At 67.1% G+C, this 19,375-nt stretch carries 25 protein-coding genes and 1 tRNA gene; 15 read left to right on the top strand and 11 right to left on the bottom strand.

Annotated elements, in window-relative coordinates:
• Positions 1-12 precede the first annotated feature (12 nt).
• Positions 13-675, bottom strand: a complete 663-nt coding sequence (locus KF892_12030) for a TetR/AcrR family transcriptional regulator (GenBank protein MBX3625735.1) — start codon at positions 673-675, stop codon at positions 13-15.
• 108 nt (positions 676-783) lie between these two features.
• Here KF892_12030 and KF892_12025 point away from each other — a divergent pair, with 108 nt between their 5' ends.
• The 6 genes from KF892_12025 to hisD all read left to right on the top strand — a co-directional run bounded on the left by KF892_12025 (position 784) and on the right by hisD (position 6,100).
• On the top strand, positions 784-1,731 hold the full coding sequence (locus tag KF892_12025) for an ABC transporter ATP-binding protein (GenBank protein MBX3625734.1): 948 nt from the start codon (positions 784-786) through the stop codon (positions 1,729-1,731).
• Entirely contained in the window at positions 1,728-2,495 is a 768-nt protein-coding gene (locus tag KF892_12020; GenBank protein MBX3625733.1) for an ABC transporter permease, read from the top strand. The genes KF892_12025 and KF892_12020 overlap by 4 nt, the downstream gene beginning before the upstream one ends.
• A gap of 21 nt (positions 2,496-2,516) precedes the next feature.
• Positions 2,517-2,786: a BolA family transcriptional regulator gene (locus KF892_12015; protein MBX3625732.1), complete on the top strand. Its 270-nt coding sequence runs from the start codon at positions 2,517-2,519 to the stop codon at positions 2,784-2,786.
• A gap of 84 nt (positions 2,787-2,870) precedes the next feature.
• On the top strand, positions 2,871-4,130 hold the full coding sequence (murA, locus tag KF892_12010) for a UDP-N-acetylglucosamine 1-carboxyvinyltransferase (GenBank protein MBX3625731.1): 1,260 nt from the start codon (positions 2,871-2,873) through the stop codon (positions 4,128-4,130).
• A complete protein-coding gene (locus KF892_12005; protein ID MBX3625730.1) occupies positions 4,127-4,765 on the top strand; it encodes an ATP phosphoribosyltransferase in 639 nt (212 codons plus the stop codon). The genes murA and KF892_12005 overlap by 4 nt, the downstream gene beginning before the upstream one ends.
• Before the next feature lie 9 nt (positions 4,766-4,774).
• Positions 4,775-6,100: a histidinol dehydrogenase gene (gene hisD, locus KF892_12000; protein MBX3625729.1), complete on the top strand. Its 1,326-nt coding sequence runs from the start codon at positions 4,775-4,777 to the stop codon at positions 6,098-6,100.
• Here the strand turns inward: hisD and KF892_11995 are convergent, their stop codons facing one another.
• Together KF892_11995 and KF892_11990 are read right to left on the bottom strand one after the other, a co-directional pair.
• Entirely contained in the window at positions 6,101-6,289 is a 189-nt protein-coding gene (locus tag KF892_11995; protein MBX3625728.1) for a hypothetical protein, read from the bottom strand.
• Positions 6,286-6,570 carry a hypothetical protein gene (locus KF892_11990; GenBank protein MBX3625727.1) on the bottom strand — a complete coding sequence of 95 codons (285 nt, stop codon included), beginning with the start codon at positions 6,568-6,570 and terminating at the stop codon, positions 6,286-6,288. The genes KF892_11995 and KF892_11990 overlap by 4 nt, the downstream gene beginning before the upstream one ends.
• A gap of 75 nt (positions 6,571-6,645) precedes the next feature.
• Here KF892_11990 and KF892_11985 point away from each other — a divergent pair, with 75 nt between their 5' ends.
• The 8 genes from KF892_11985 to KF892_11950 all read left to right on the top strand — a co-directional run bounded on the left by KF892_11985 (position 6,646) and on the right by KF892_11950 (position 12,046).
• Positions 6,646-7,728 (top strand): histidinol-phosphate transaminase, encoded by a 1,083-nt coding sequence (locus tag KF892_11985; GenBank protein MBX3625726.1) that lies wholly within the window; start codon positions 6,646-6,648, stop codon positions 7,726-7,728.
• Positions 7,725-8,318 (top strand): imidazoleglycerol-phosphate dehydratase HisB, encoded by a 594-nt coding sequence (gene hisB, locus KF892_11980; protein MBX3625725.1) that lies wholly within the window; start codon positions 7,725-7,727, stop codon positions 8,316-8,318. The genes KF892_11985 and hisB overlap by 4 nt, the downstream gene beginning before the upstream one ends.
• Before the next feature lie 2 nt (positions 8,319-8,320).
• Positions 8,321-8,968 carry an imidazole glycerol phosphate synthase subunit HisH gene (gene hisH, locus KF892_11975; protein ID MBX3625724.1) on the top strand — a complete coding sequence of 216 codons (648 nt, stop codon included), beginning with the start codon at positions 8,321-8,323 and terminating at the stop codon, positions 8,966-8,968.
• Between the two features lie 78 nt (positions 8,969-9,046).
• Positions 9,047-9,793, top strand: coding sequence for a 1-(5-phosphoribosyl)-5-[(5-phosphoribosylamino)methylideneamino]imidazole-4-carboxamide isomerase (gene hisA / locus KF892_11970; protein ID MBX3625723.1), 747 nt, complete (start codon positions 9,047-9,049; stop codon positions 9,791-9,793).
• Positions 9,793-10,554, top strand: a complete 762-nt coding sequence (hisF, locus tag KF892_11965; protein MBX3625722.1) for an imidazole glycerol phosphate synthase subunit HisF — start codon at positions 9,793-9,795, stop codon at positions 10,552-10,554. Before hisA ends, hisF begins: the two co-directional genes overlap by 1 nt.
• Before the next feature lie 80 nt (positions 10,555-10,634).
• Positions 10,635-11,213 carry a 16S rRNA (guanine(966)-N(2))-methyltransferase RsmD gene (rsmD, locus tag KF892_11960; protein MBX3625721.1) on the top strand — a complete coding sequence of 193 codons (579 nt, stop codon included), beginning with the start codon at positions 10,635-10,637 and terminating at the stop codon, positions 11,211-11,213.
• Between the two features lie 45 nt (positions 11,214-11,258).
• Positions 11,259-11,759 carry a pantetheine-phosphate adenylyltransferase gene (coaD, locus tag KF892_11955; GenBank protein ID MBX3625720.1) on the top strand — a complete coding sequence of 167 codons (501 nt, stop codon included), beginning with the start codon at positions 11,259-11,261 and terminating at the stop codon, positions 11,757-11,759.
• A 29-nt stretch (positions 11,760-11,788) separates the two neighbouring features.
• A complete protein-coding gene (locus KF892_11950) occupies positions 11,789-12,046 on the top strand; it encodes a YfhL family 4Fe-4S dicluster ferredoxin (GenBank protein MBX3625719.1) in 258 nt (85 codons plus the stop codon).
• On the opposite strand, the gene KF892_11945 is transcribed toward KF892_11950, so the two are convergent.
• The 8 genes from KF892_11945 to KF892_11910 all read right to left on the bottom strand — a co-directional run bounded on the left by KF892_11945 (position 12,043) and on the right by KF892_11910 (position 18,347).
• Entirely contained in the window at positions 12,043-12,438 is a 396-nt protein-coding gene (locus tag KF892_11945) for a hypothetical protein (protein ID MBX3625718.1), read from the bottom strand. The genes KF892_11950 and KF892_11945 overlap by 4 nt on opposite strands.
• Entirely contained in the window at positions 12,435-13,067 is a 633-nt protein-coding gene (gene pth / locus KF892_11940) for an aminoacyl-tRNA hydrolase (protein ID MBX3625717.1), read from the bottom strand. The genes KF892_11945 and pth overlap by 4 nt, the downstream gene beginning before the upstream one ends.
• Positions 13,068-13,187: 120 nt before the next feature.
• Positions 13,188-13,829 carry a 50S ribosomal protein L25/general stress protein Ctc gene (locus KF892_11935; protein ID MBX3625716.1) on the bottom strand — a complete coding sequence of 214 codons (642 nt, stop codon included), beginning with the start codon at positions 13,827-13,829 and terminating at the stop codon, positions 13,188-13,190.
• Positions 13,830-13,931: 102 nt separating this feature from the next.
• On the bottom strand, positions 13,932-14,915 hold the full coding sequence (locus KF892_11930; GenBank protein MBX3625715.1) for a ribose-phosphate pyrophosphokinase: 984 nt from the start codon (positions 14,913-14,915) through the stop codon (positions 13,932-13,934).
• 106 nt (positions 14,916-15,021) lie between these two features.
• Positions 15,022-15,098, bottom strand: a tRNA-Gln gene (locus KF892_11925).
• A gap of 39 nt (positions 15,099-15,137) precedes the next feature.
• Positions 15,138-16,016: a 4-(cytidine 5'-diphospho)-2-C-methyl-D-erythritol kinase gene (gene ispE, locus KF892_11920; protein ID MBX3625714.1), complete on the bottom strand. Its 879-nt coding sequence runs from the start codon at positions 16,014-16,016 to the stop codon at positions 15,138-15,140.
• A gap of 7 nt (positions 16,017-16,023) precedes the next feature.
• Entirely contained in the window at positions 16,024-16,548 is a 525-nt protein-coding gene (locus KF892_11915) for an outer membrane lipoprotein LolB (protein ID MBX3625713.1), read from the bottom strand.
• Positions 16,545-18,347 (bottom strand): tetratricopeptide repeat protein, encoded by a 1,803-nt coding sequence (locus KF892_11910; protein ID MBX3625712.1) that lies wholly within the window; start codon positions 18,345-18,347, stop codon positions 16,545-16,547. Before KF892_11910 ends, KF892_11915 begins: the two co-directional genes overlap by 4 nt.
• Positions 18,348-18,432: 85 nt before the next feature.
• Here KF892_11910 and mutM point away from each other — a divergent pair, with 85 nt between their 5' ends.
• Entirely contained in the window at positions 18,433-19,248 is an 816-nt protein-coding gene (mutM, locus tag KF892_11905; protein MBX3625711.1) for a bifunctional DNA-formamidopyrimidine glycosylase/DNA-(apurinic or apyrimidinic site) lyase, read from the top strand.
• The last annotated feature ends 127 nt before the right edge of the window (positions 19,249-19,375 follow it).

The following is a 19,375-nucleotide window of genomic DNA, read 5'->3' as shown; positions in this document are numbered from 1 at the left end:
AGGCGTCTCCTGTCAGGGCTTTTGATAAGGGCCCACCAGGCCGAGCAGGTGCTCGCGCTGGCCGGGTTCGAGGTAAGGCATCAAGAGGCTGAGCACGTGGAAGGCGCCGCGCAGGAGCGCGGGGCCGGCGCTGTCGGGTTCGAGCGCGTGGCGCGGGTCACGCACGTACTCGTAAGAGAGCCAGTAGGTGAGCACGACCACCATCGCGGTGGCGGTGGGGTCGGCGGCGCGGCTGTCGAGCTTGATGGCGTTGCCGCGCGAGAGGCCGTCGAGCACGGCCTTCACGGCGTGGGTCTTGTTCTTGAGCACCGCCTGGAAATGCGTTTCCAGCTTGCGGTTCTTGCTCAGGAGATCGTTGAGGTCGCGGTAGAGAAAGCGGTAGCGCCAGATCAACTCGAAGAGCATGTGGAAGAAGAGCCAGGCGTCTTCCACGTTGCGCACGTCGTCGGCGGCGTGCAGCAGCTGCGTGAGCGCTTCTTCGTAGCGGCCGAAGAGCGCGTTGATCAGCTCGTCTTTGGCGGGGTAGTGGTAGTAGAGGTTACCGGGGCTGATGTTCAGCTCGGCCGAGATGAGCGTGGTGGAGACGTTGGGCTCGCCGAAGCGGTTGAACAGCTCCAGCGTCACTTCGAGGATGCGCTCGGCGGTGCGCCGCGGTTTCTTCGGGGGTGGGGCCATGTCTCGGGAAAGCCTCTTTGCGGTGTGCCGGGGAATCTAGCACCGCGCGGGGCGCGAGTGGGCCGCCGCCAGCGAGAAAAGAGCGGGCTGCCTACAATCCGCGCCCTCATGTCCACTGCCTCTTCCGCCGTCTCGTTCCAGAACGTCAGCAAGGTCTACCGCACCGCCGGGCGGGAGCTCAAGGCCCTCGATGGCGTGAGCTTCAACATCGAACCGGGCGAGTTCTTCGGCCTGCTCGGGCCGAACGGTGCGGGCAAGACCACCCTCATCAGCATCCTCGCCGGGCTCACGCGGGCCAGTGGCGGCAGCGTCTCGGTGCTGGGCCACGACGTGGTGAACGACTTCGCCGCCGCGCGCAAGGCGCTCGGCATCGTGCCGCAGGAGCTGGTGTTCGACCCCTTCTTCAGCGTGCGCGAGACGCTGCGCATCCAGAGCGGCTACTTCGGCGTCAAGAACAACGGCGCCTGGATCGACGAGCTGCTGCAGGGCCTGGGCCTGGCCGACAAGGCCGACGCCAACATGCGCCAGCTCTCGGGCGGCATGAAGCGGCGCGTGCTGGTCGCGCAGGCCCTGGTGCACCGGCCGCCGGTGATCGTGCTCGACGAGCCCACCGCGGGCGTGGATGTGGAATTGCGCCAGACGCTGTGGCACTTCGTCGCCAAGCTCAACAAGGCCGGGCACACTGTGCTGCTCACCACCCACTACCTCGAAGAAGCCGAGGCGCTGTGTGGCCGCATCGCGATGCTGAAGCTCGGCCGCGTGGTGGCACTCGACCGCACGTCGGCGCTGCTCGCGGGCACCGCCAGCACGATGATGCGTTTCAAGATGGACCAGGCGCTGCCGGCCGAGCTCGCGTCCCACGCGCGCGTGACCGGCCGCATCGTGCAGGTGACCGCACACGACACGGCCGAGGTCGAGCGGGTGCTGCAGATTCTGCGAGCGAACGGCTGCCAGCCCGAAGACCTGGAGATCGGCCGCGCCGACCTCGAAGACGTGTTCCTCGAAATCATGCAGGGCGCGCCACGCTCGGTCGACCAGGTGAAGGTGGCGGTATGAACATCGTGCTCGAAGGCGCCCGCACGCTGCTCTACAAAGAGATGCTGCGCTTCTACAAGGTGAGCTTCCAGACGGTGGCGGCACCCGTGCTCACCGCCGTTCTGTACCTGCTCATCTTCGGCCACGTGCTCGAAGGGCGCGTGCAGGTGTTCGGCGAGGTGGGCTACACGAGCTTCCTGATCCCCGGCCTCGTCATGATGAGCGTGCTGCAGAACGCGTTCGCCAACAGCAGCTCCTCGCTCATCCAGAGCAAGATCACCGGCAACCTCGTGTTCCTGCTGGTCACGCCGCTTAGCCATTGGGCGTGGTTCGTGGCCTACGTGGGCGCGTCCATCATCCGCGGCGTGGTGGTAGGGCTGGGCGTGCTGCTGGTGACCGTGTGGTTCGCCCCGCCGCCGATCGCCAACCCGCTGTGGATCGTCGTCTTCACGCTCTGTGGCGCCGCGATGATGGGCGCGCTCGGGCTCGTGGCAGGCCTGTGGGCCGAGAAGTTCGACCAGATCGCCGCCTTCCAGAACTTCATCGTCATGCCCATGACCATGCTCTCGGGCGTGTTCTATTCGATCAAGTCGCTGCCCGCCTTCTGGCAAGGGGTGAGCCACCTGAACCCGTTTTTCTACATGGTCGACGGTTTCCGGCACGGGTTCTTCGGCACGAGCGACGTGTCGCCCTGGCTGAGCCTGGGCATTGTGGGGACGACGCTGGTGGTGGTTTGCGCCTTCTGCCTGCACCTTCTGCGCATCGGCTACAAGATCCGCTCCTGACCCGGCGATAATCCAGCCCCTATGGCCGACCCTACCCCCGCCGACGTCGAGCGCTACATCGCGCAAGGCCTCGCCTGCGACCATCTGCAGGTGGAGGGCGACGGGCGCCATTTCTTCGCCACCATCGTGTCGGCCGAATTCGAGGGCAAGAGCCGCGTGATGCGCCACCAGCGGGTCTACCAGGCCCTGGGCGATAGAATGCGCGAGCAAATCCACGCGCTGTCCATGAAGACGCTGACCCCGGCCGAGTGGGCTTCCAACGCCTCGTCGGCTTCCACCCACCACCATTGAAACCTGCCGCAGTGTTCACTGCGGCTGGCGGGCCTGCGCCAGCGGGTTCGTGAGCCGGGTGGGCATGGCGGCTGAAAGCCCCACATGGACAAACTCCTCATCAAAGGCGGCCGGCCCCTCCAGGGCGAGGTGGTGATCTCGGGCGCGAAAAACGCCGCGCTGCCCGAGCTCTGCGCAACGCTCCTCACCGCCGAGCCGGTGACGCTGACCAACGTGCCGCGCCTGCAGGACGTGAACACCACGCTCAAGCTCTTGCGCATGATGGGCGTGCAGGCCGAGCGCAGCGAGTCGCAGCCCGACACCGTGGCGATCAACGCCTCGAACGTCACCTCGCGCGAAGCGACCTACGACCTGGTCAAGACGATGCGCGCGTCGATCCTCGTGCTGGGCCCGCTGCTCGCGCGCTTCGGCGAAGCGAAGGTGTCGCTGCCGGGCGGCTGCGCCATCGGCTCGCGCCCGGTCGACCAGCACATCAAGGGCATGCAGGCGATGGGCGCCGAGATCACCGTCGAGCACGGCTACATCCATGCGAAGACGAAGCGTCTGAAGGGTGCGCGCATCACGACCGACATGGTCACCGTCACCGGCACCGAAAACCTGATGATGGCCGCCGTGCTCGCCGAGGGCGAGACGGTGCTGGAGAACGCGGCGCAGGAGCCCGAGATTCCGGATCTCGCCGAGATGCTCATCAAGATGGGCGCCAAGATCGAAGGCCACGGCACCAGCAAGATCCGCATCCAGGGCGTGGAGCGCCTGGGCGGTGTGGCCCACCGCATCGTGCCCGACCGCATCGAGGCCGGCACCTTTCTCTGCGCCGTGGCGGCTGCCGGGGGTGATGTCACGCTGCGCCGTGCCCGCGCCGACCACCTCGACGCCGTGATCGACAAGCTGCGCGAGGCCGGCGCCACCATCGAGTCGGGCGCCGACTGGATTCGTGTGAAGAACGACAAGCGCCTGCGCGCCGTGGGTTTTCGCACCAGCGAGTACCCGGCCTTCCCGACCGACATGCAGGCGCAGTTCATGGCGCTCGACTGCATCGCCGAGGGCACGGCCAAGATCACCGAGACCATCTTCGAGAACCGCTACATGCACGTGAACGAACTCGTGCGCCTGGGCGCGAAGATCGAAGTCGATGGCCACACGGCCATCGTGCACGGAGTGCCGCAACTCTCGGGCGCCATCGTCATGGCGACCGACCTGCGTGCCTCCGCGAGCCTCGTGATCGCTGGCCTCGTGGCCGAGGGCGAAACGACGGTCGACCGCATCTACCACCTGGACCGTGGTTACGACCAGATGGAAACCAAGCTGCGCGGCATCGGCGCGGACATCCAAAGAATCAAATGATTACTCTGGCGCTCTCCAAGGGACGGATCTTTGAAGAAACCCTGCCGCTGCTGAAAGCGGCCGGCATCGAGGTGCTCGAAGACCCGGAGAAATCCCGCAAGCTCATCATCGGCACGACCAAGCCCGATGTGCGCGTGGTGCTGGTGCGGGCGACCGACGTGCCCACCTACGTGCAGTACGGCGGTGCCGACATTGGCGTGGCCGGCAAGGACGTGCTGCTGGAGCACGGTGGCCAGGGCCTCTACCAGCCGCTTGACCTGAAGATCGCCAAGTGCCGCATGAGCGTGGCCACGCGCGACGACTTCGACTACGCCGCCGCCGTGAAGCAGGGCTCGCGCCTGCGCGTGGCGACCAAGTACACCAGCTGCGCCCGCGACTTCTTCGCCGACAAGGGTGTGCACGTCGACGTGATCAAGCTCTACGGCTCGATGGAGCTCGCGCCGCTCACCGGCCTAGCCGACGCCATCGTCGACCTCGTGTCGACCGGCAGCACGCTCAAGGCCAACCACCTCGTCGAGGTGGAAGAGATCATGAAGATCTCCGCTCGCCTGGTGGTGAACCAGGCCGCGCTCAAGACCAAGCGCGAGCCCATCCGCCAGATCATCGACGCGATTGCGTCGGCCATTCCTGCGTAAGACCACATCATGAGCGTCAACGTCCGCCAGCTCGCCACGACCGCCGCCGACTTCGAAGCCGAATTCCAGCGCGTGCTGCACTGGTCGGCCGAGACCGACCATGCGATCGAGGAGCGGGTGGCGGCGATCCTCGACGACGTGCAAAAGCGCGGCGACGCGGCGGTGCTGGAATACACGCAGCGTTTCGATGGGCTCGCGGCGCCGTCGGTGGCTGCGCTGGAGATCACGCGCGATGAATTGCAGGCGGCGGTGTCGGCGATCACGCCGAAGCAGCGCGATGCACTCGAAGCCGCCGCCGCGCGGGTGCGCGATTACCACCAGCGCCAGCTCGAGGCCTGCGGCCGCTCGTGGAGCTACCGCGATGCCGACGGCACGCTGCTGGGCCAGAAGGTGACGCCGCTCGACCGCGTGGGCATCTACGTGCCGGGTGGCAAGGCGGCGTATCCGTCGAGCGTGCTGATGAACGCCGTGCCGGCCAAGGTGGCCGGTGTGGGCGAGATCGTGATGGTCGTGCCCACACCGAAGGGCGAGCGCAATGCGATGGTGCTGGCCGCGGCGGCGATCGCCGGTGTGGACCGTGCTTTCACCCTCGGGGGTGCGCAGGCTGTCGGTGCCTTGGCCTACGGCACGGCGACCGTGCCCGCCGTCGACAAGATCACAGGCCCTGGCAACGCCTACGTCGCGAGTGCCAAGCGCCGCGTCTTCGGCAAGGTCGGCATCGACATGATCGCCGGCCCGAGCGAGATCCTGGTGTTGGCCGACGGCACGACGCCGCCCGACTGGGTGGCGATGGACCTCTTCAGCCAGGCCGAGCACGACGAGCTGGCGCAGAGCATCCTGCTGTGCCCCGATGCGGGCTACATCGCCAAGGTGAAAGCCGAGATCGAACGCCTGTTGCCGGGCATGCCGCGGCGCGACGTGATCCGTGCCTCGCTCGAAGGCCGGGGTGCGCTGATCCAGACCCGCTCGATGGAAGAAGCCTGCGCCATCAGCAACCGCATCGCGCCCGAGCACCTGGAGGTGAGCTCGCGTGAGCCCGGCCAATGGGAGCCACTGCTCAAGCACGCGGGTGCGATCTTCCTGGGAGCCTTCACCAGCGAAAGCCTTGGCGACTACTGCGCCGGGCCGAACCACGTGCTGCCGACCTCGGGCACCGCCCGCTTCTCGTCGCCGCTGGGTGTGTACGACTTCCAGAAGCGCAGCAGCCTCATCGAGGTGAGCGAAGCCGGGGCGCAGAAACTGGGTGTGATCGCCGCTGAGCTCGCCTACGGCGAAGGACTGCAGGCCCACGCGCAAGCCGCCGAGATGAGACTCAACAGCGGTCTCAAGCGCTGACTACTTCCTGGGCAAAGCCTGCTGCATCGTGACCAACGCGCGCAAGGTCCCCTTCACCTCGGCCAGCTCACGCTGCTGGTCGAGCAGGATGCGCTGCATGCCTTCGAGCACCTTGTCTTGCTGGGCGACCTTCTCGCGCAATGCGGACACGCCGGACAGCCGGTCGAGCATTTCGGCAACCAGGCTCATGTGGGGGTTCCTGCCTTGAGCGCTTCGATCTGTGCGAAAAAAGCGGTTGCACGGCGTTGGCCGGCATCGAGCGTGGCCAGGGTGGCATCAATGTCGTCCTTCGCCTTGCGTGTGGCGAAGTCCAGCAATTCCAGTTCGGCCATCGAGTCGACGCCGGCGCGGTACAGATCAACCGACGCGCGCATTTCCGCAGACACGTTGGTGCCGCGCAGCTTGGCTTGTTTCTCGAGAAACTCGCGTTGCGCGGGTTGCAGATGCACGTGGGTCGGGATGGTGGCCACCAGAGGCTCCGTCAGACGAGACGGGCAACATCTTATGTAATGGGCGCTGAATTCAAGCCGCCTCCTGACAAACCCATGCCATCCAAGCTCGAATCCGTCATCGCGCGCTTCATCCGGCAGGACGTCCAGTCCATGCACGGCTACGCCATCCAGCCCAGCGCGGGCATGGTCAAGCTCGACGCGATGGAGAACCCGTTCCGCCTGCCGCCGGCCTTGCGCGCGCAGTTGGGCGAGCGCTTGGCCGAGGTGGCGATCAACCGCTACCCGGGGCCACGCATCGATGACCTGCGTGCGGCCCTGGCGCAGCACGTGGGCCTGCCCGAGGGCTTCGGCCTCATGCTCGGCAACGGCTCCGACGAGCTGATCAGCCTGCTGGCGATGGCCTGCGACGTGCCGGGCGCGAGCATCCTCGCGCCGCTGCCGGGCTTCGTGATGTACGAGATGTCGGCCAAGCTGCAGGGCCTGCGCTTCGTGGGCGTGCCGCTGCGGGCCGATTTCGAGCTGGACGAAGCCGCGATGCTGGCCGCGATGGCCGAGCACCAGCCGGCCATCGTCTACATCGCCTACCCCAACAACCCGACGGCCAACCTCTTCGACGATGCCATCGTGGAGCGCATCGTCGAGGCCGCGCCGGGCCTGGTGGTGATCGACGAGGCCTACCAGCCCTTCGCCTCGCGCAGCTACATCGACCGCGTGGCGAAACACGAGCACGTGCTCGTGATGCGCACGCTCAGCAAGTTCGGCCTCGCCGGCATCCGCCTCGGTTACATGCTCGGGCCCCAGTTGCTGATCGACCAGGTGGACAAGGTGCGCCCGCCCTACAACGTGAGTGTGCTCAACGCCGAGGCGGCGCTTTTCGCGCTGGAGCATGGCGACGAGTTCGACCGGCAGGCGAAGATCCTGCGCAGCGAGCGCTCACGGTTGATCGCTGCGCTGTCGGCCATGCCCGGCGTCACGCCCTACCCGAGCGAGGCCAACATGATCCTCACCCGCGTGCCCGATGCCGCCGCGCTCTTCTCCGCGCTGAAGGCACGCAAGGTGCTGGTGAAGAACGTCTCCAAGATGCACCCTCTGCTGGACAACTGCCTGCGCCTGACCGTGGGCACGCCGGAAGAGAATGACCAGATGATCGACGCGATGAAGGCCAGCCTGTCATGACCATGCGCACTGCGGACGTCACCCGCAACACCAACGAGACCCAGATCCGGGTCGCCCTCAACCTCGACGGAACGGGGCAGGCCAAGCTCGCCACCGGCATCGGCTTCTTCGACCACATGCTCGACCAGATCGCCCGCCACGGGCTGATCGACCTCGACATCGACTGCAAGGGCGACCTGCACATCGACGGCCACCACACGGTGGAAGACGTGGGCATCACGCTGGGCCAGGCGGTCGCCAAGGCGGTGGGCGACAAGAAGGGCCTGCGCCGCTACGGCCACGCCTACGTGCCGCTCGACGAAGCGCTGTCGCGCGTCGTCGTCGACTTCTCGGGCCGCCCGGGCTTGCACATGCGCGTGAACTTCAAGAGCGGCATGATCGGCGCTTTCGACACCCAGCTCGCCTACGAGTTCTTCCAGGGCTTTTCCAACCACGCCGGCGTGACGCTGCACATCGACAACCTGGAGGGCGACAACGCCCATCACCAGTGCGAGACCATCTTCAAGGCGTTCGCACGGGCTTTGCGGATGGCCTTGGAAATCGATCCACGCGCCGCAGGCGTTATCCCGTCCACCAAAGGCAGCCTCTAGTCATGGCCAGAACAGTCGTCGTGGTCGACCACGGCAGCGGCAACCTGCGCTCGGTGTCGCAGGCGGTGATCCACGTCGCACGCGACACCGGTTTCGACGTGCTGGTGAGCGCCCGTGCCGAGGATGTGCGTGCGGCCGAGCGCGTCGTCCTGCCGGGCCAGGGCGCCATCCACGATTGCATGCGCGGCCTGCACGACGCCGGCCTCACCGAAGCGGTGATGGAAGCTGCCGCCGGCAAGCCGCTCATGGGCGTGTGCGTGGGCATGCAGATGCTGCTCGACCGCAGTGAAGAGGGACCCTGCGACGGGCTCGGCCTGATCGCCGGCGAGGTGCTCCGCTTCCAGCTCAAGGGCGAACTCCAGCCCGATGGCAGCCGCTACAAGGTGCCGCAGATGGGCTGGAACGAGGTCATCCAGGCCCAGCCGCACCCGATGTGGGCCGGCGTGCCCGACCGGGCGTACTTCTACTTCCTGCACAGCTACTACGCCCGCCCGTCGGACCCGCGCCACAGCGTTGGCGAAACCGACTACGGGCTGCGCTTTACCAGCGCCGTGGCACGCGATAATATTTTCGCCACCCAGTTCCACCCTGAGAAAAGCGCAGAGCACGGTCTCGCGCTGTACCGCAACTTCCTTCACTGGAACCCCTGATCCGCTGCTGAAGCGTCATCTGCGATACACCCCTCGGGCACCCCTCCTCCCCTTCCTCCACCACCACTGCCTTCGGCCATGTTGCTGATACCTGCGATTGACCTGAAAGATGGCCAATGTGTGCGCCTGAAACAGGGCGACATGGCCGAGTCCACCACCTTCGGCGAAGACCCGGCTGCGATGGCGCGGCGGTGGGTCGACGCCGGTGCGCGGCGGCTTCATCTCGTCGACCTCAACGGGGCGTTTGCCGGCAAGCCGGTCAACGAGCCGGCGATCAAGGCCATCCTGGCCGAGGTCGGCGATGAGATTCCGGTGCAGTTGGGCGGTGGCATCCGTGACCTCGACACCATCGAGCGCTACCTCGACGATGGCCTGAGCTTCATCATCATCGGCACCGCCGCGGTCAAGAGCCCCGGCTTCCTGAAGGACGCCTGCAGCGCCTTTGGCGGCCACATCATCGTGGGCCTCGACGCGAAAGACGGCAAGGTCGCCACCGACGGCTGGAGCAAGCTCACCGGCCACGAAGTGATCGACCTCGCGAAGAAGTTCGAGGACTACGGCGTCGAAGGCGTGATCTACACCGACATCGGTCGCGACGGCATGCTCTCGGGCATCAACATCGATGCGACGGTGAAGCTGGCGCAGGCCTTGTCGATTCCCGTCATTGCCTCCGGTGGCCTGTCGAACATCGCCGACATCGAGAAGCTCTGTGCCGTGGAAGGCGAAGGCGTCGAAGGCGTGATCTGCGGCCGTGCCATCTATACCGGTGCACTCGATTTCGCCGCGGCCCAGAAGCGCGCCGACGAGTTGAACGGCGAAGCCTGATGCTGGCCAAACGCATCATCCCCTGCCTCGACGTCACCGGCGGGCGGGTCGTCAAGGGCGTCAATTTCGTCGAGCTGCGAGATGCCGGTGACCCGGTCGAGATCGCCGCCCGCTACAACGAGCAGGGCGCCGACGAACTCACCTTCCTCGACATCACCGCCACCAGCGACGACCGCGACCTGATCCTGCACATGATCGAGGCGGTGGCCTCCCAGGTCTTCATTCCGCTCACGGTCGGCGGAGGCGTGCGCACCGTCGACGACGTGCGGCGCCTGCTCAACGCCGGGGCCGACAAGGTGAGCTTCAACTCCGCTGCGGTGGCCAACCCGCAGGTGATCCGGGATGCGTCCGACAAGTACGGTGCGCAGTGCATCGTGGTCGCCATCGACGCCAAGGGCCGTGAAGATGGCTCCGGCTGGGACGTCTATACCCACGGCGGGCGAAAGAACACCGGCCTCGACGCCGTCGAGTGGGCGAAGAAGATGGTCGAGCATGGGGCTGGCGAGATCCTGCTCACGAGCATGGACCGCGACGGCACCAAGATCGGCTTCAACCTGCCGCTGACCCGCGCGGTGAGCGATGCGGTCGAGGTGCCGGTGATCGCCTCGGGCGGTGTCGGCAACCTCGAGCACCTGGTGGAAGGCATCCAGCAGGGCCACGCCGATGCGGTGCTGGCCGCGAGCATCTTCCACTACGGCCACCACACGGTCGGCGAGGCGAAGGCGCTGATGGCGCAGCGCGGGATTCCCGTTCGCCTGTGAAGCCGGCGAGGCCACGAGCCGCTGCGCCGGGCCGCCCCAAGCAAGGCCCGGCCCTCTCGGAGGGCCCCGCACGGCGTGCCGTGCGGGGGGTGTCGTCATCCGCACCTCACGAGGTGCGGATCATTGGCGGGCAGTGGAAGCGGACCAAGCTGCCGGTCGCCGATGCGCCGGGACTGCGCCCCACGCCCGACCGGGTTCGCGAAACACTCTTCAACTGGCTGGGCCAGGACCTCGAAGGCTGGCGCTGCCTCGACGCCTATGCCGGCAGCGGCGCCCTCGGCTTCGAGGCGGCCTCGCGTGGTGCCGATGCGGTGGTGCTGGTCGAGCGCGATGCCCGCCTGGCGCAGGGGCTGCGCGCCGTGCAGCAGCGGCTGAAGGCCGAGACGGTGCGCATCGAAGCCGCCGACGCGTTGGCCTGGATGGCCCGCTGCGCGCCCGACAGCTTCGAGCTCGTCTTCATCGACCCGCCCTTCGACGCGAACGTCTTCGAGCCGGCCCTGAAAGCGGCTGCCCGCGTGGTGGTGCCCGATGGCTTCATCTACCTCGAGGCCGATCGTGCCTTCGATGACGCGTCGCTCGGCCCCGGCTTGCGCCTGCACCGCTACGGCAAGGCCGGCGCCGTGCATTACCACCTGATACAACGCGGGGTGCCCGGCTAAACTGCCCGGACCCTCGCGAAAACGCACGCCACGGAAGGAAGCGCCTTGACGTCTGCCACCCGCCTCACCGCCGTCTACCCCGGGACCTTCGACCCGATGACCCTGGGCCACGAAGACCTGATGCACCGGGCGAGCACGCTCTTCGAGCGGCTGATCCTCGCAGTGGCGGCCGGCCACCACAAGAAGACGATGTTCTCGCTCGACGAGCGCCTGGAGATCGCCACCGAATTGGCGGCGAAGTACCCAAACGTCGAGGTGATCGCCTTCGATGGCCTCTTGAGCGACTTCGTCACCCACCACGGTGGCAAGGTCGTAGTGCGCGGCCTGCGTGCGGTGAGCGACTTCGAATACGAGTTCCAGATGGCCGGCATGAACCGGCACCTGATGCCCAAGGTCGAAACCGTGTTCCTGACGCCGAGCGATCAGTTCCAGTTCGTGTCGGGCACCTTCGTGCGCGAGATTGCCACCTTGAAGGGTGATGTCTCCAAGTTCGTGTCACCCTCGGTGCTCAAGCGGCTCAAAGCGCGTGTCAGTGCCAAGGCCTGAGTTCCGACCGTTCCAAAGCAGTACCCGCCATGGCGCTCCTCATCACCGACGATTGCATCAACTGCGACGTGTGCGAGCCCGAGTGCCCGAACCAGGCCATCTCGATGGGCCCGGTGATCTACCAGATCGACCCCAAGCGTTGCACCGAGTGCGTAGGCCACTTCGACGAGCCGCAGTGCGTGCAGGTGTGCCCGGTGGCTTGCATTCCGGTGGACCCGGCGCACATCGAGTCGAAGGAGTCGCTGTGGGACAAGTACCGCCGGCTGCAGGCGGCCAGCACGTCCTAAGAGCGAGGCGCTGAGACCGCCTTGTAGCGGTCGGCGTGCTGCGGCGTCTTGGGCGACCGCTTCTTCGTCTTCATGTTCTTCTTCACCGGCTCGGCCTGCGCCACGCGGGCACGGCCGATGCGGCCGTCGATCAGGCCGGCGCTGGCGCGGGGCTGAGATTCGCGCGCGAGGCGGTCCTGTTGAAGCGAATCGGCGAGCGCCCGGTCACGCTCGGCCACCTCGATCGCGTCCCGGCGTTGCTGTGCGCTGCGTTCGTCGTTCACCTCGACGGTGCGACCCAGCGCACAAGGTGTCTGCGAGTAGCTCCTGCCGTCCGGCCCGCAGCGGTAGACCGTCTGTGCCTGGACAGCGCTGCCGATGAACGCGGCGAGGAACAGCAGAAGGGTTCTCACGGTTTGGACGTGGCAGGTGGCAAGCCTTCAGGGCGCGGCGGCTTGGGCCTTGGCGGCTTGGCGTTGATCTTCATCGTGGCGCGTTCCATCTCGCCGGCCAGGATCAGGTCGAGTGCCGGTAGCGTCTTGGCGATGCAGTCGTGGATGGCGTCGCGTGCTTCGGGCTTGGGCTTGCGCAGCACGTAGTCCACCACCTCGGCCTTCACGCCCGGGTGGCCGATGCCCAGGCGCAGCCGCCAGTAGTCGGAGGAGCCCAGTTGCGCGTGGATGTCGCGCAGCCCGTTGTGGCCGGCGTGGCCGCCGCCCCGCTTGAACTTCATCTGGCCGGGCTGCAGGTCGAGCTCGTCGTGCGCCACCAGGATCTCGTCGGGCGTGATCTTGAAGAAGCGGGCCAGCGCCGCGACCGATTTGCCCGACAGGTTCATGTAGGTCTGAGGCTCCAGCAGCCACAGCGGGCCTTGGTCGCCGGGCCGGTTCACGCGCGCGACGAGGCCGAAGTAGCTGCGGTCGGGCTGCAGCGAAGCCTTCAGCTCGCGCGCCACCGCGTCGATCCACCAGAACCCGGCGTTGTGGTTCGTGGCTTCGTATTCCGTGCCCGGGTTGCCCAGGCCTACCAGCAGTCGAATCATGATCAGGCGGATTATCCAGAGCGGGCCAGAGGACGCGATCCCGCATGAGGCTGTCGTCCAAAAGGAGGGGCGAAAAAAAGCCCCGCATGGCGGGGCTTGTTCATGCCTTCAGGGAAGGCATCACTTCTTGTTCTGCTTCTCGCTCTTCTTCGCCTTCGGAGCCGGAGCAGCGGCGACGGCCACGACCGGTGCCGCCTCTTCTTCCTCAGCCACGACCGAGGTCGACACGATCACGGGGTTCGGCTTGCCTTGCGTCACGACGGTGATGCCGGCGGGCAGCTTCAGGTCGCTCACGTGCAGCGACTGGCCCTTGGTCAGCTCGCCCAGGTCGATGGTGATGTACTCAGGCAGGGCCGAGGCCAGGCACTGGATGCGCAGTTCGGTCACGACGTGGTTGACCAGGCACTTGTCGGTCTTCACGGCCGGCGAGTTTTCCTCGTTCACGAAGTGCAGCGGGATCTTCTTGGTGATCTTGGTGGTGGCGTCGACACGCTGGAAGTCGACGTGCAGCACGATCTGGCGGAAGGGGTGCAGCTGGTAGTCGCGCAGCAGCACTTGCGAGGTCTTGCCGGCGAGTTCCATCTCGAGGATGGTCGAGTGGAAGGCTTCCTTCTTCAGCGCATGGAAGAGGGCGTTGTGATCGAGTTCGATCATCGTGGGCGTGCCGGCCCCGTAAACGATGCCGGGCACCTTGTCGGCGTTGCGCAGGCGGCGGCTCGCTCCGGTCCCCTGCTTGGTGCGCTCGAAAGCGACGAATTTCATAGTGACTCCAATGATGGATGAGGGCCCGCGACCAGGCTCCTCGGGGTAGACGGGACGAAGCCCGCGGCTAAGAAGGGTTCCGCCAGGAACCCGCTCTCGTTCTTAAAAGTTATTGTTCTGCTCGGCAAAGAGCGAAGTGACCGACTCGCCGTCAGAGATGCGGCGGATCGTCTCGGCGAACAGGAAGGCCACCGACAGCTGGCGCACTTTGTCGCACTTCTTCCCGTCGGCGCTGAGCGGAATGGTGTTGGTGATCACGACCTCGTCGAGCTGCGAGGCCTTGATGCGCTCGATGGCGGGCCCGGAGAACACGGCGTGCGTGCAGTAGGCGTAGACGTTCTTCGCGCCGCGTTCCTTGAGCACATCGGCCGCCTTCACGAGCGTGCCGGCGGTGTCGATCATGTCGTCCATGATCACGCAGTTGCGGCCTTCGATCTCGCCGATCACGTGCATCACTTCCGACACGTTGGCCTTCGGGCGGCGCTTGTCGATGATCGCCAGCTCGCAGCCGAGCTGCTTGGCCAATGCACGGGCGCGCACCACGCCGCCCACGTCGGGCGACACGACCACGAGGTCGCGGTAGCGCTTGTTCTGCACGTCAGACAGCAGCACCGGCGAGGCGTAGATGTTGTCGACGGGGATGTTGAAGAAACCCTGGATCTGGTCGGCGTGCAGGTCCATCGTCAACAGGCGCTCGACGCCCACGGCCTCGAGCATGTTGGCCACGACCTTGGCGCTGATGGGCACGCGGGTGGAGCGCGGGCGGCGGTCTTGGCGGGCGTAGCCGAAGTAGGGGATCACCGCCGTCACGCGCCGGGCCGAAGCGCGCTTGAGCGCGTCGACCATGATGCACAGCTCCATCAGGTTTTCATTCGTCGGCGCGCAGGTGGGTTGGACGATGAAGATGTCGCGTGCGCGGACGTTCTGCTGGATCTCGACGTCGACTTCGCCGTCGGAGAAGCGGCCGACGCGGGCCTTGCCGAGTTCGATGCCGAGGTTGCCGGCGATTTCCTGCGCAAGCGCCGGATTCGCATTCCCGGTGAACAACACGGTGTTGAAAAGCACGTTCCCTCCGTCGAGGCTCATTGGGTCGTCGCCATTGTGAACGGCGCCCTTGCACATCAGCCCCGGCGTGCCGCCTGGTGTGGTCTGCTGACCTGCCCGCGGCACCGGGAATCAAACACAGAAAATTTGGCAGGGGAGGAAGGACTCGAACCCTCGCATGTCGGAATCAAAATCCGATGCCTTAACCAACTTGGCGACTCCCCTACACCGGCTGGCTGCTTGCGCAGCCCACCTTCAACTTTGTCAGCCCGAAGCCCAGCCCTTCAAGGGATGCTGCTCCAGACTTCGGCACATCCGCCCCACCCAGCCCGGCGAAAGATCCGCCGGAAGCGTCGCCATGGGTGTGGCGTCTTTGCCTGCCCTCGCAAACACCGCGCTGCCGGAGCCCGTCATGCGGCTGTTGCCGAATTGGGACTTGAGCAGGGAAGCGGCTTGCGCCACTTCGGGGCAATGGTGCTCGGCGGGCGGCTGCAAGTCGTTGTGACCGAAGCCTTCCAGCAGGGCATCGATGCCGGCCTTTGCAAGGAAGCCCGCGACTATAGCAGCTTCGGTATTCCGGGCCAACAGGGGGCTCGTGAAAATCGCGCGGGTTTCGATGCTGGCGGCCGGTTTGACCACGGCCAGCCACTGCTGGGGCAGGGCCAGCGGGGTGAGCCGTTCGCCGATGCCTTCGACCCAGGCGTTGTCGCCGCCCAGGAAAAACGGCACGTCGGCGCCGAGTTTCAGGCCGATGTCCAGCAGACGAGACAGCGGCCAATCGAGGCCCCACAGCCGGTTGAGCGCGAGCAGCGTGCTGGCGGCGTCGGAGCTGCCGCCGCCCATGCCGGCGCCCCAGGGCACTTGCTTGTCGATCGAAATGTCGGCGCCGAGGGGCGTGCCCGAGGCGGCTTGCAGCGCGCGGGCGGCCTTGAGGCAAAGGTCTTCGGCCGGCAGGGCTGCCGTGAGGTCGCGCCGGGTGATCTGGGCATCGGTGCGGCGCTCGAAGTGCAGCGTGTCGGCCCAGTCGATCAGCACGAAGACCGACTGAAGCAGGTGGTAGCCGTCGGCCCGGCGGCCGGTGACGTGCAGGAAGAGGTTGATCTTGGCCGGCGCGGCCACGTCGTACAGGGCGGTAAGGGGCATGGCATGGTCAGGAGGGGTCGACCTTGGCGCGCACGAGCACGGCAGGCGCTTGCGCGCGACGGGCGGCGACCCAGCCTTCGCCGAAGCGGGCGAGGTCGATGGTCCAGCCGAGCTGCTCGAAACCGCCCTCGACAGGGCGGCTCGCGGTGCCGGGCCAGGGCCGGCCGCGCAGCCAGTCGAACAGCGCGGCCACCGGCAGGCTTTCGCCGAGCATCTCTTGCGTGAGGGTGTCGAGGTCGGGGTAGGCCGTCTCGCCTTGCGAGGTCGCGAGCCAGGCCCGGTTGCCGGCCCAGCGCGCCTGGGCCATCACGGTGCCGAGCGGCGTCGACAGGTTGAGCTGGCCCGCTTCGGGCGTGCCTTTGAGTTCGAAGTTGCCACTCTCGCTGCGCGAGGGCTTGGTGGCGGTGGCATCGACACGGACCGAGAGCTTGCCCGAGAGCGTGGCACTGTCGGGCGGCGCTTTCTGGCCGACGGTCGCGCAGCCGCCGAGCAGGCCGGCCGCGAGCAGCCACGCAACAGCGGGTTGCCTCACAGGTCGACCCGCAGGCGCGCCAGCGTTTCCTTGAGCACTTCGTTGCCCTGGTCGCGGTTGTGCGACTCGCGCAGCACGCGCCGGGCCTCGTCGCGCTGGCCGCTCATCCACAGCACCTCGCCGAGGTGGGCGCCGATCTCGACGTCGGGCCGCGACTTGTAGGCCTGCTGCAGCAGGCGCAGCGCTTCGTCGCGGTTGCCCAGGCGGTATTCCACCCAGCCGAGGCTGTCGGTGATGAAGGGTTCGCCGGGGGCGAGGTCGAGCGCCTTCTTGATGAGCTCGCGTGCTTCGGGCAGGCGCAGGTTGCGTTCGGCCAGCGAATAGCCGAGCGCGTTGTAGGCGTGGTGATGGTCGGGCTTGAGCGCGATCACCTTGCGCAGCAGACGCTCCATCTCGTCCATGCGGTTGAGCTTCTCGACCATCATCGACTGCTCGTACAGCAGGTCGGGGTCGTCCGGGAATTTCTGGTTCGCCGTGGCGAGCACGCGGTTTGCCTCTTCCCACTGCTTCACCTCGCGCAGCACCTGCGCCTCGGCCAGCAGCTTGGCGCGCTGGTCGTCGGGGCCTTTTTCGGGAACGTTGCGGATCAGCTCGCGTGCTGCTGCCACCTTGCCCTGCTTGGCCAGCAGCGAGGCCCGGCGCGATTGCACCTCGAGCGCCCGCTGGGCATCGGTGACCTTCGCCAGCCATGCTTCTGCGCCCGCGTAGTCGCGCTGCTGTTCGGCCGCTTGCGAGAGCAGCAGGTAGGCCTGCGTCAGGCCGCGGTCGGTGGCGGTGGCGGGGTTGTCGTCATCGTCGTCCTGCGGGGCAGACGCGGCCGCGGCCACCGGCGGCGGCGCGCTCTGTGCGCGCTGCACGTACTGCTGCAGCGCGGCCGTGCCTTCGCGCGGATGCTTCAGCTCCAGCTGCAGGGCGCCCAGCGTGAGCCAGGCGTTGAGCTGCGCGTTGTCGGCGCGGGTGACGGCTTCGAGCTGCGGCACCGCATCGGCATAGCGCTGTGCGGCGCTCAGCACGCGGGCATACACCATGCGGATGGCCTGGCTCGACGGTTTGGCCTGCAAGTGCGACTGCACGAGGCTCTCGGCCGCAGGTGTGGTGGCCATCAACTCCAGCGCCAGCAGCGCCGGCAATTCGGCGGCCGGGTCTTGCGCGTGCGCGGCCTTGGCGAGTTCGTTCGCACGGGCGCTGTCACCCGCAGCCAGCCAGGCCCGCGCAATCGCCACCTGCGCTGCCACGCGGGTGTCGGCGCTGCCGAGCGAGGGCTGGAGGATCTGCTCCAGCCGCTTGGCGGTCTGGGCCTTGTCGCCGCTGCGCTCGAACACCCGCGGCAGCGCCGTGATGGCGGCAGAGCGCTCGGCCGCGGGCGTGAGTCGCAGCAGCGTGCGCAGCGGCTCCACGGTCTCGTTGGGCCGGTTCATGACGATGAGCAGCTGCAGCTGGTAGCGCGCGGCTTCGAGCGAATCGGGCAGCGTGGCGCGCCAGACCTGGGTCGACTGCAGCGCCAGTTCGATCGCGCGCTGCTGCAGCGCCGCTTCGGTGGCACGGCGGAACAGCGCCTCGTCGCGCGTGCGCCGTGCGGCATCGATCAAGGCCTGGTGGCCTTCCACCACCTGGCCGGAGCGCAGCTCCAGTTCACCGCGCAGCAATTGGTAGAACAACGGGCCGTCGAGTGCGGAGTTGCGCACCGGCTCGGCGGGCTCCTTCGTCGCCGGGGCGTTCTGGGCGTGGGCGCCATGCATCAGCACGAGCGCGCAAGCCAGGGCCAGACCCGCGCGAGGGAACAGGGAAGAAGACGGCATGCAGGGCTCCTTGGGCTCGAAAGATTCTAGGTGTCGCATCGATTCGTCGCCTGTTCCGATTCGTTCCGCTCGTGATAATTCCCGGATGCCAGAACTTCCCGAGGTCGAGGTCACCCGCCAGAGTTTTGCCCACCGCATTGCGGGTGCGCGCGTGACGGCGGTCCGCCTGGGCAAGCCCTTGCGCTGGCCGCTCGGTTGCGAGCCCGCCGCGCTCGTCGGCCAGACCGTGGGCGACGCCACCCGCCGCGGCAAGTACCTCTGGCTACCCCTCACTGGCGGTGGGCTCTTGATGCACCTGGGCATGTCGGGCTCGCTCGCGTTCCAGGACGGCGCGCCGCCCCCCGGCAGGCACGATCACTTCGATCTATCGACCACGCGCGGCGTGCTGCGCCTCACCGACCCGCGCCGCTTCGGCGCGGTCGTCTGGTCGCCCGGGCTCGACAGCGGCATGGCCGGGCAGCTGCTCTCGACCCTCGGCGTCGAGCCCTTCGATGCGGTCTTCAACGGCGCCTACCTGCATGCTGCGCTCAAGCGCCGCCGCGTCGCGGTGAAGCTCGCGCTGCTGGCGGGCGACATCGTCGTCGGTGCCGGCAACATCTACGCCTGCGAGGCGCTCTTCCACGCCGGCATCGACCCGCGCACGCGTAGCGACACCGTGAGCCGCCCACGCGCCGAGCGCCTGGCCGTGGCGGTGCGCGAGACCCTGGCCCGCGCGTTGGCACTTGGCGGCTCCACGCTGCGCGACTTCCGCGATGCGCACGGCATGGCCGGCGAGTTCCAGCTGCAGGCGCAGGTCTACGGCCGCGAAGGGCTGCCCTGCCACGTCTGCGGCACGCCCATCCGACGCATCGTGCAGGGCCAGCGTTCCACCTTCTTCTGCCCGCACTGCCAGCGGCGCTGAGGCGCGGCAGCACGGCGTTCTGACAAAGCGCCAAAAACCTCACATCTCGTCACCTGCCTGGGCAACGAGTTGTTTCCGCTGCGCTGCGTCAAAACGATGCTGCGCTACCATGCCTGACGCTCTTTTG

It is taken from the genome of Rhizobacter sp., from assembly GCA_019635355.1.
GTDB lineage: Bacteria > Pseudomonadota > Gammaproteobacteria > Burkholderiales > Burkholderiaceae_C > Rhizobacter.
This window is presented reverse-complemented; position numbering and strand designations above follow the sequence as displayed.

Bases quoted from the DNA above. Each gene is read 5' to 3' on its own strand.
- KF892_12030 (MBX3625735.1), bottom strand. From the start codon at position 675: ATGGCCCCACCCCCGAAGAAACCGCGGCGCACCGCCGAGCGCATCCTC.
- KF892_12025 (MBX3625734.1), top strand. From the start codon at position 784: ATGTCCACTGCCTCTTCCGCCGTCTCGTTCCAGAACGTCAGCAAGGTC.
- KF892_12020 (MBX3625733.1), top strand. From the start codon at position 1,728: ATGAACATCGTGCTCGAAGGCGCCCGCACGCTGCTCTACAAAGAGATG.
- KF892_12015 (MBX3625732.1), top strand. From the start codon at position 2,517: ATGGCCGACCCTACCCCCGCCGACGTCGAGCGCTACATCGCGCAAGGC.
- murA (MBX3625731.1), top strand. From the start codon at position 2,871: ATGGACAAACTCCTCATCAAAGGCGGCCGGCCCCTCCAGGGCGAGGTG.
- KF892_12005 (MBX3625730.1), top strand. From the start codon at position 4,127: ATGATTACTCTGGCGCTCTCCAAGGGACGGATCTTTGAAGAAACCCTG.
- hisD (MBX3625729.1), top strand. From the start codon at position 4,775: ATGAGCGTCAACGTCCGCCAGCTCGCCACGACCGCCGCCGACTTCGAA.
- KF892_11995 (MBX3625728.1), bottom strand. From the start codon at position 6,289: ATGAGCCTGGTTGCCGAAATGCTCGACCGGCTGTCCGGCGTGTCCGCA.
- KF892_11985 (MBX3625726.1), top strand. From the start codon at position 6,646: ATGCCATCCAAGCTCGAATCCGTCATCGCGCGCTTCATCCGGCAGGAC.
- hisB (MBX3625725.1), top strand. From the start codon at position 7,725: ATGACCATGCGCACTGCGGACGTCACCCGCAACACCAACGAGACCCAG.
- hisH (MBX3625724.1), top strand. From the start codon at position 8,321: ATGGCCAGAACAGTCGTCGTGGTCGACCACGGCAGCGGCAACCTGCGC.
- hisA (MBX3625723.1), top strand. From the start codon at position 9,047: ATGTTGCTGATACCTGCGATTGACCTGAAAGATGGCCAATGTGTGCGC.
- hisF (MBX3625722.1), top strand. From the start codon at position 9,793: ATGCTGGCCAAACGCATCATCCCCTGCCTCGACGTCACCGGCGGGCGG.
- KF892_11950 (MBX3625719.1), top strand. From the start codon at position 11,789: ATGGCGCTCCTCATCACCGACGATTGCATCAACTGCGACGTGTGCGAG.
- pth (MBX3625717.1), bottom strand. From the start codon at position 13,067: ATGATTCGACTGCTGGTAGGCCTGGGCAACCCGGGCACGGAATACGAA.
- KF892_11935 (MBX3625716.1), bottom strand. From the start codon at position 13,829: ATGAAATTCGTCGCTTTCGAGCGCACCAAGCAGGGGACCGGAGCGAGC.
- KF892_11930 (MBX3625715.1), bottom strand. From the start codon at position 14,915: ATGAGCCTCGACGGAGGGAACGTGCTTTTCAACACCGTGTTGTTCACC.
- ispE (MBX3625714.1), bottom strand. From the start codon at position 16,016: ATGCCCCTTACCGCCCTGTACGACGTGGCCGCGCCGGCCAAGATCAAC.
- KF892_11910 (MBX3625712.1), bottom strand. From the start codon at position 18,347: ATGCCGTCTTCTTCCCTGTTCCCTCGCGCGGGTCTGGCCCTGGCTTGC.
- mutM (MBX3625711.1), top strand. From the start codon at position 18,433: ATGCCAGAACTTCCCGAGGTCGAGGTCACCCGCCAGAGTTTTGCCCAC.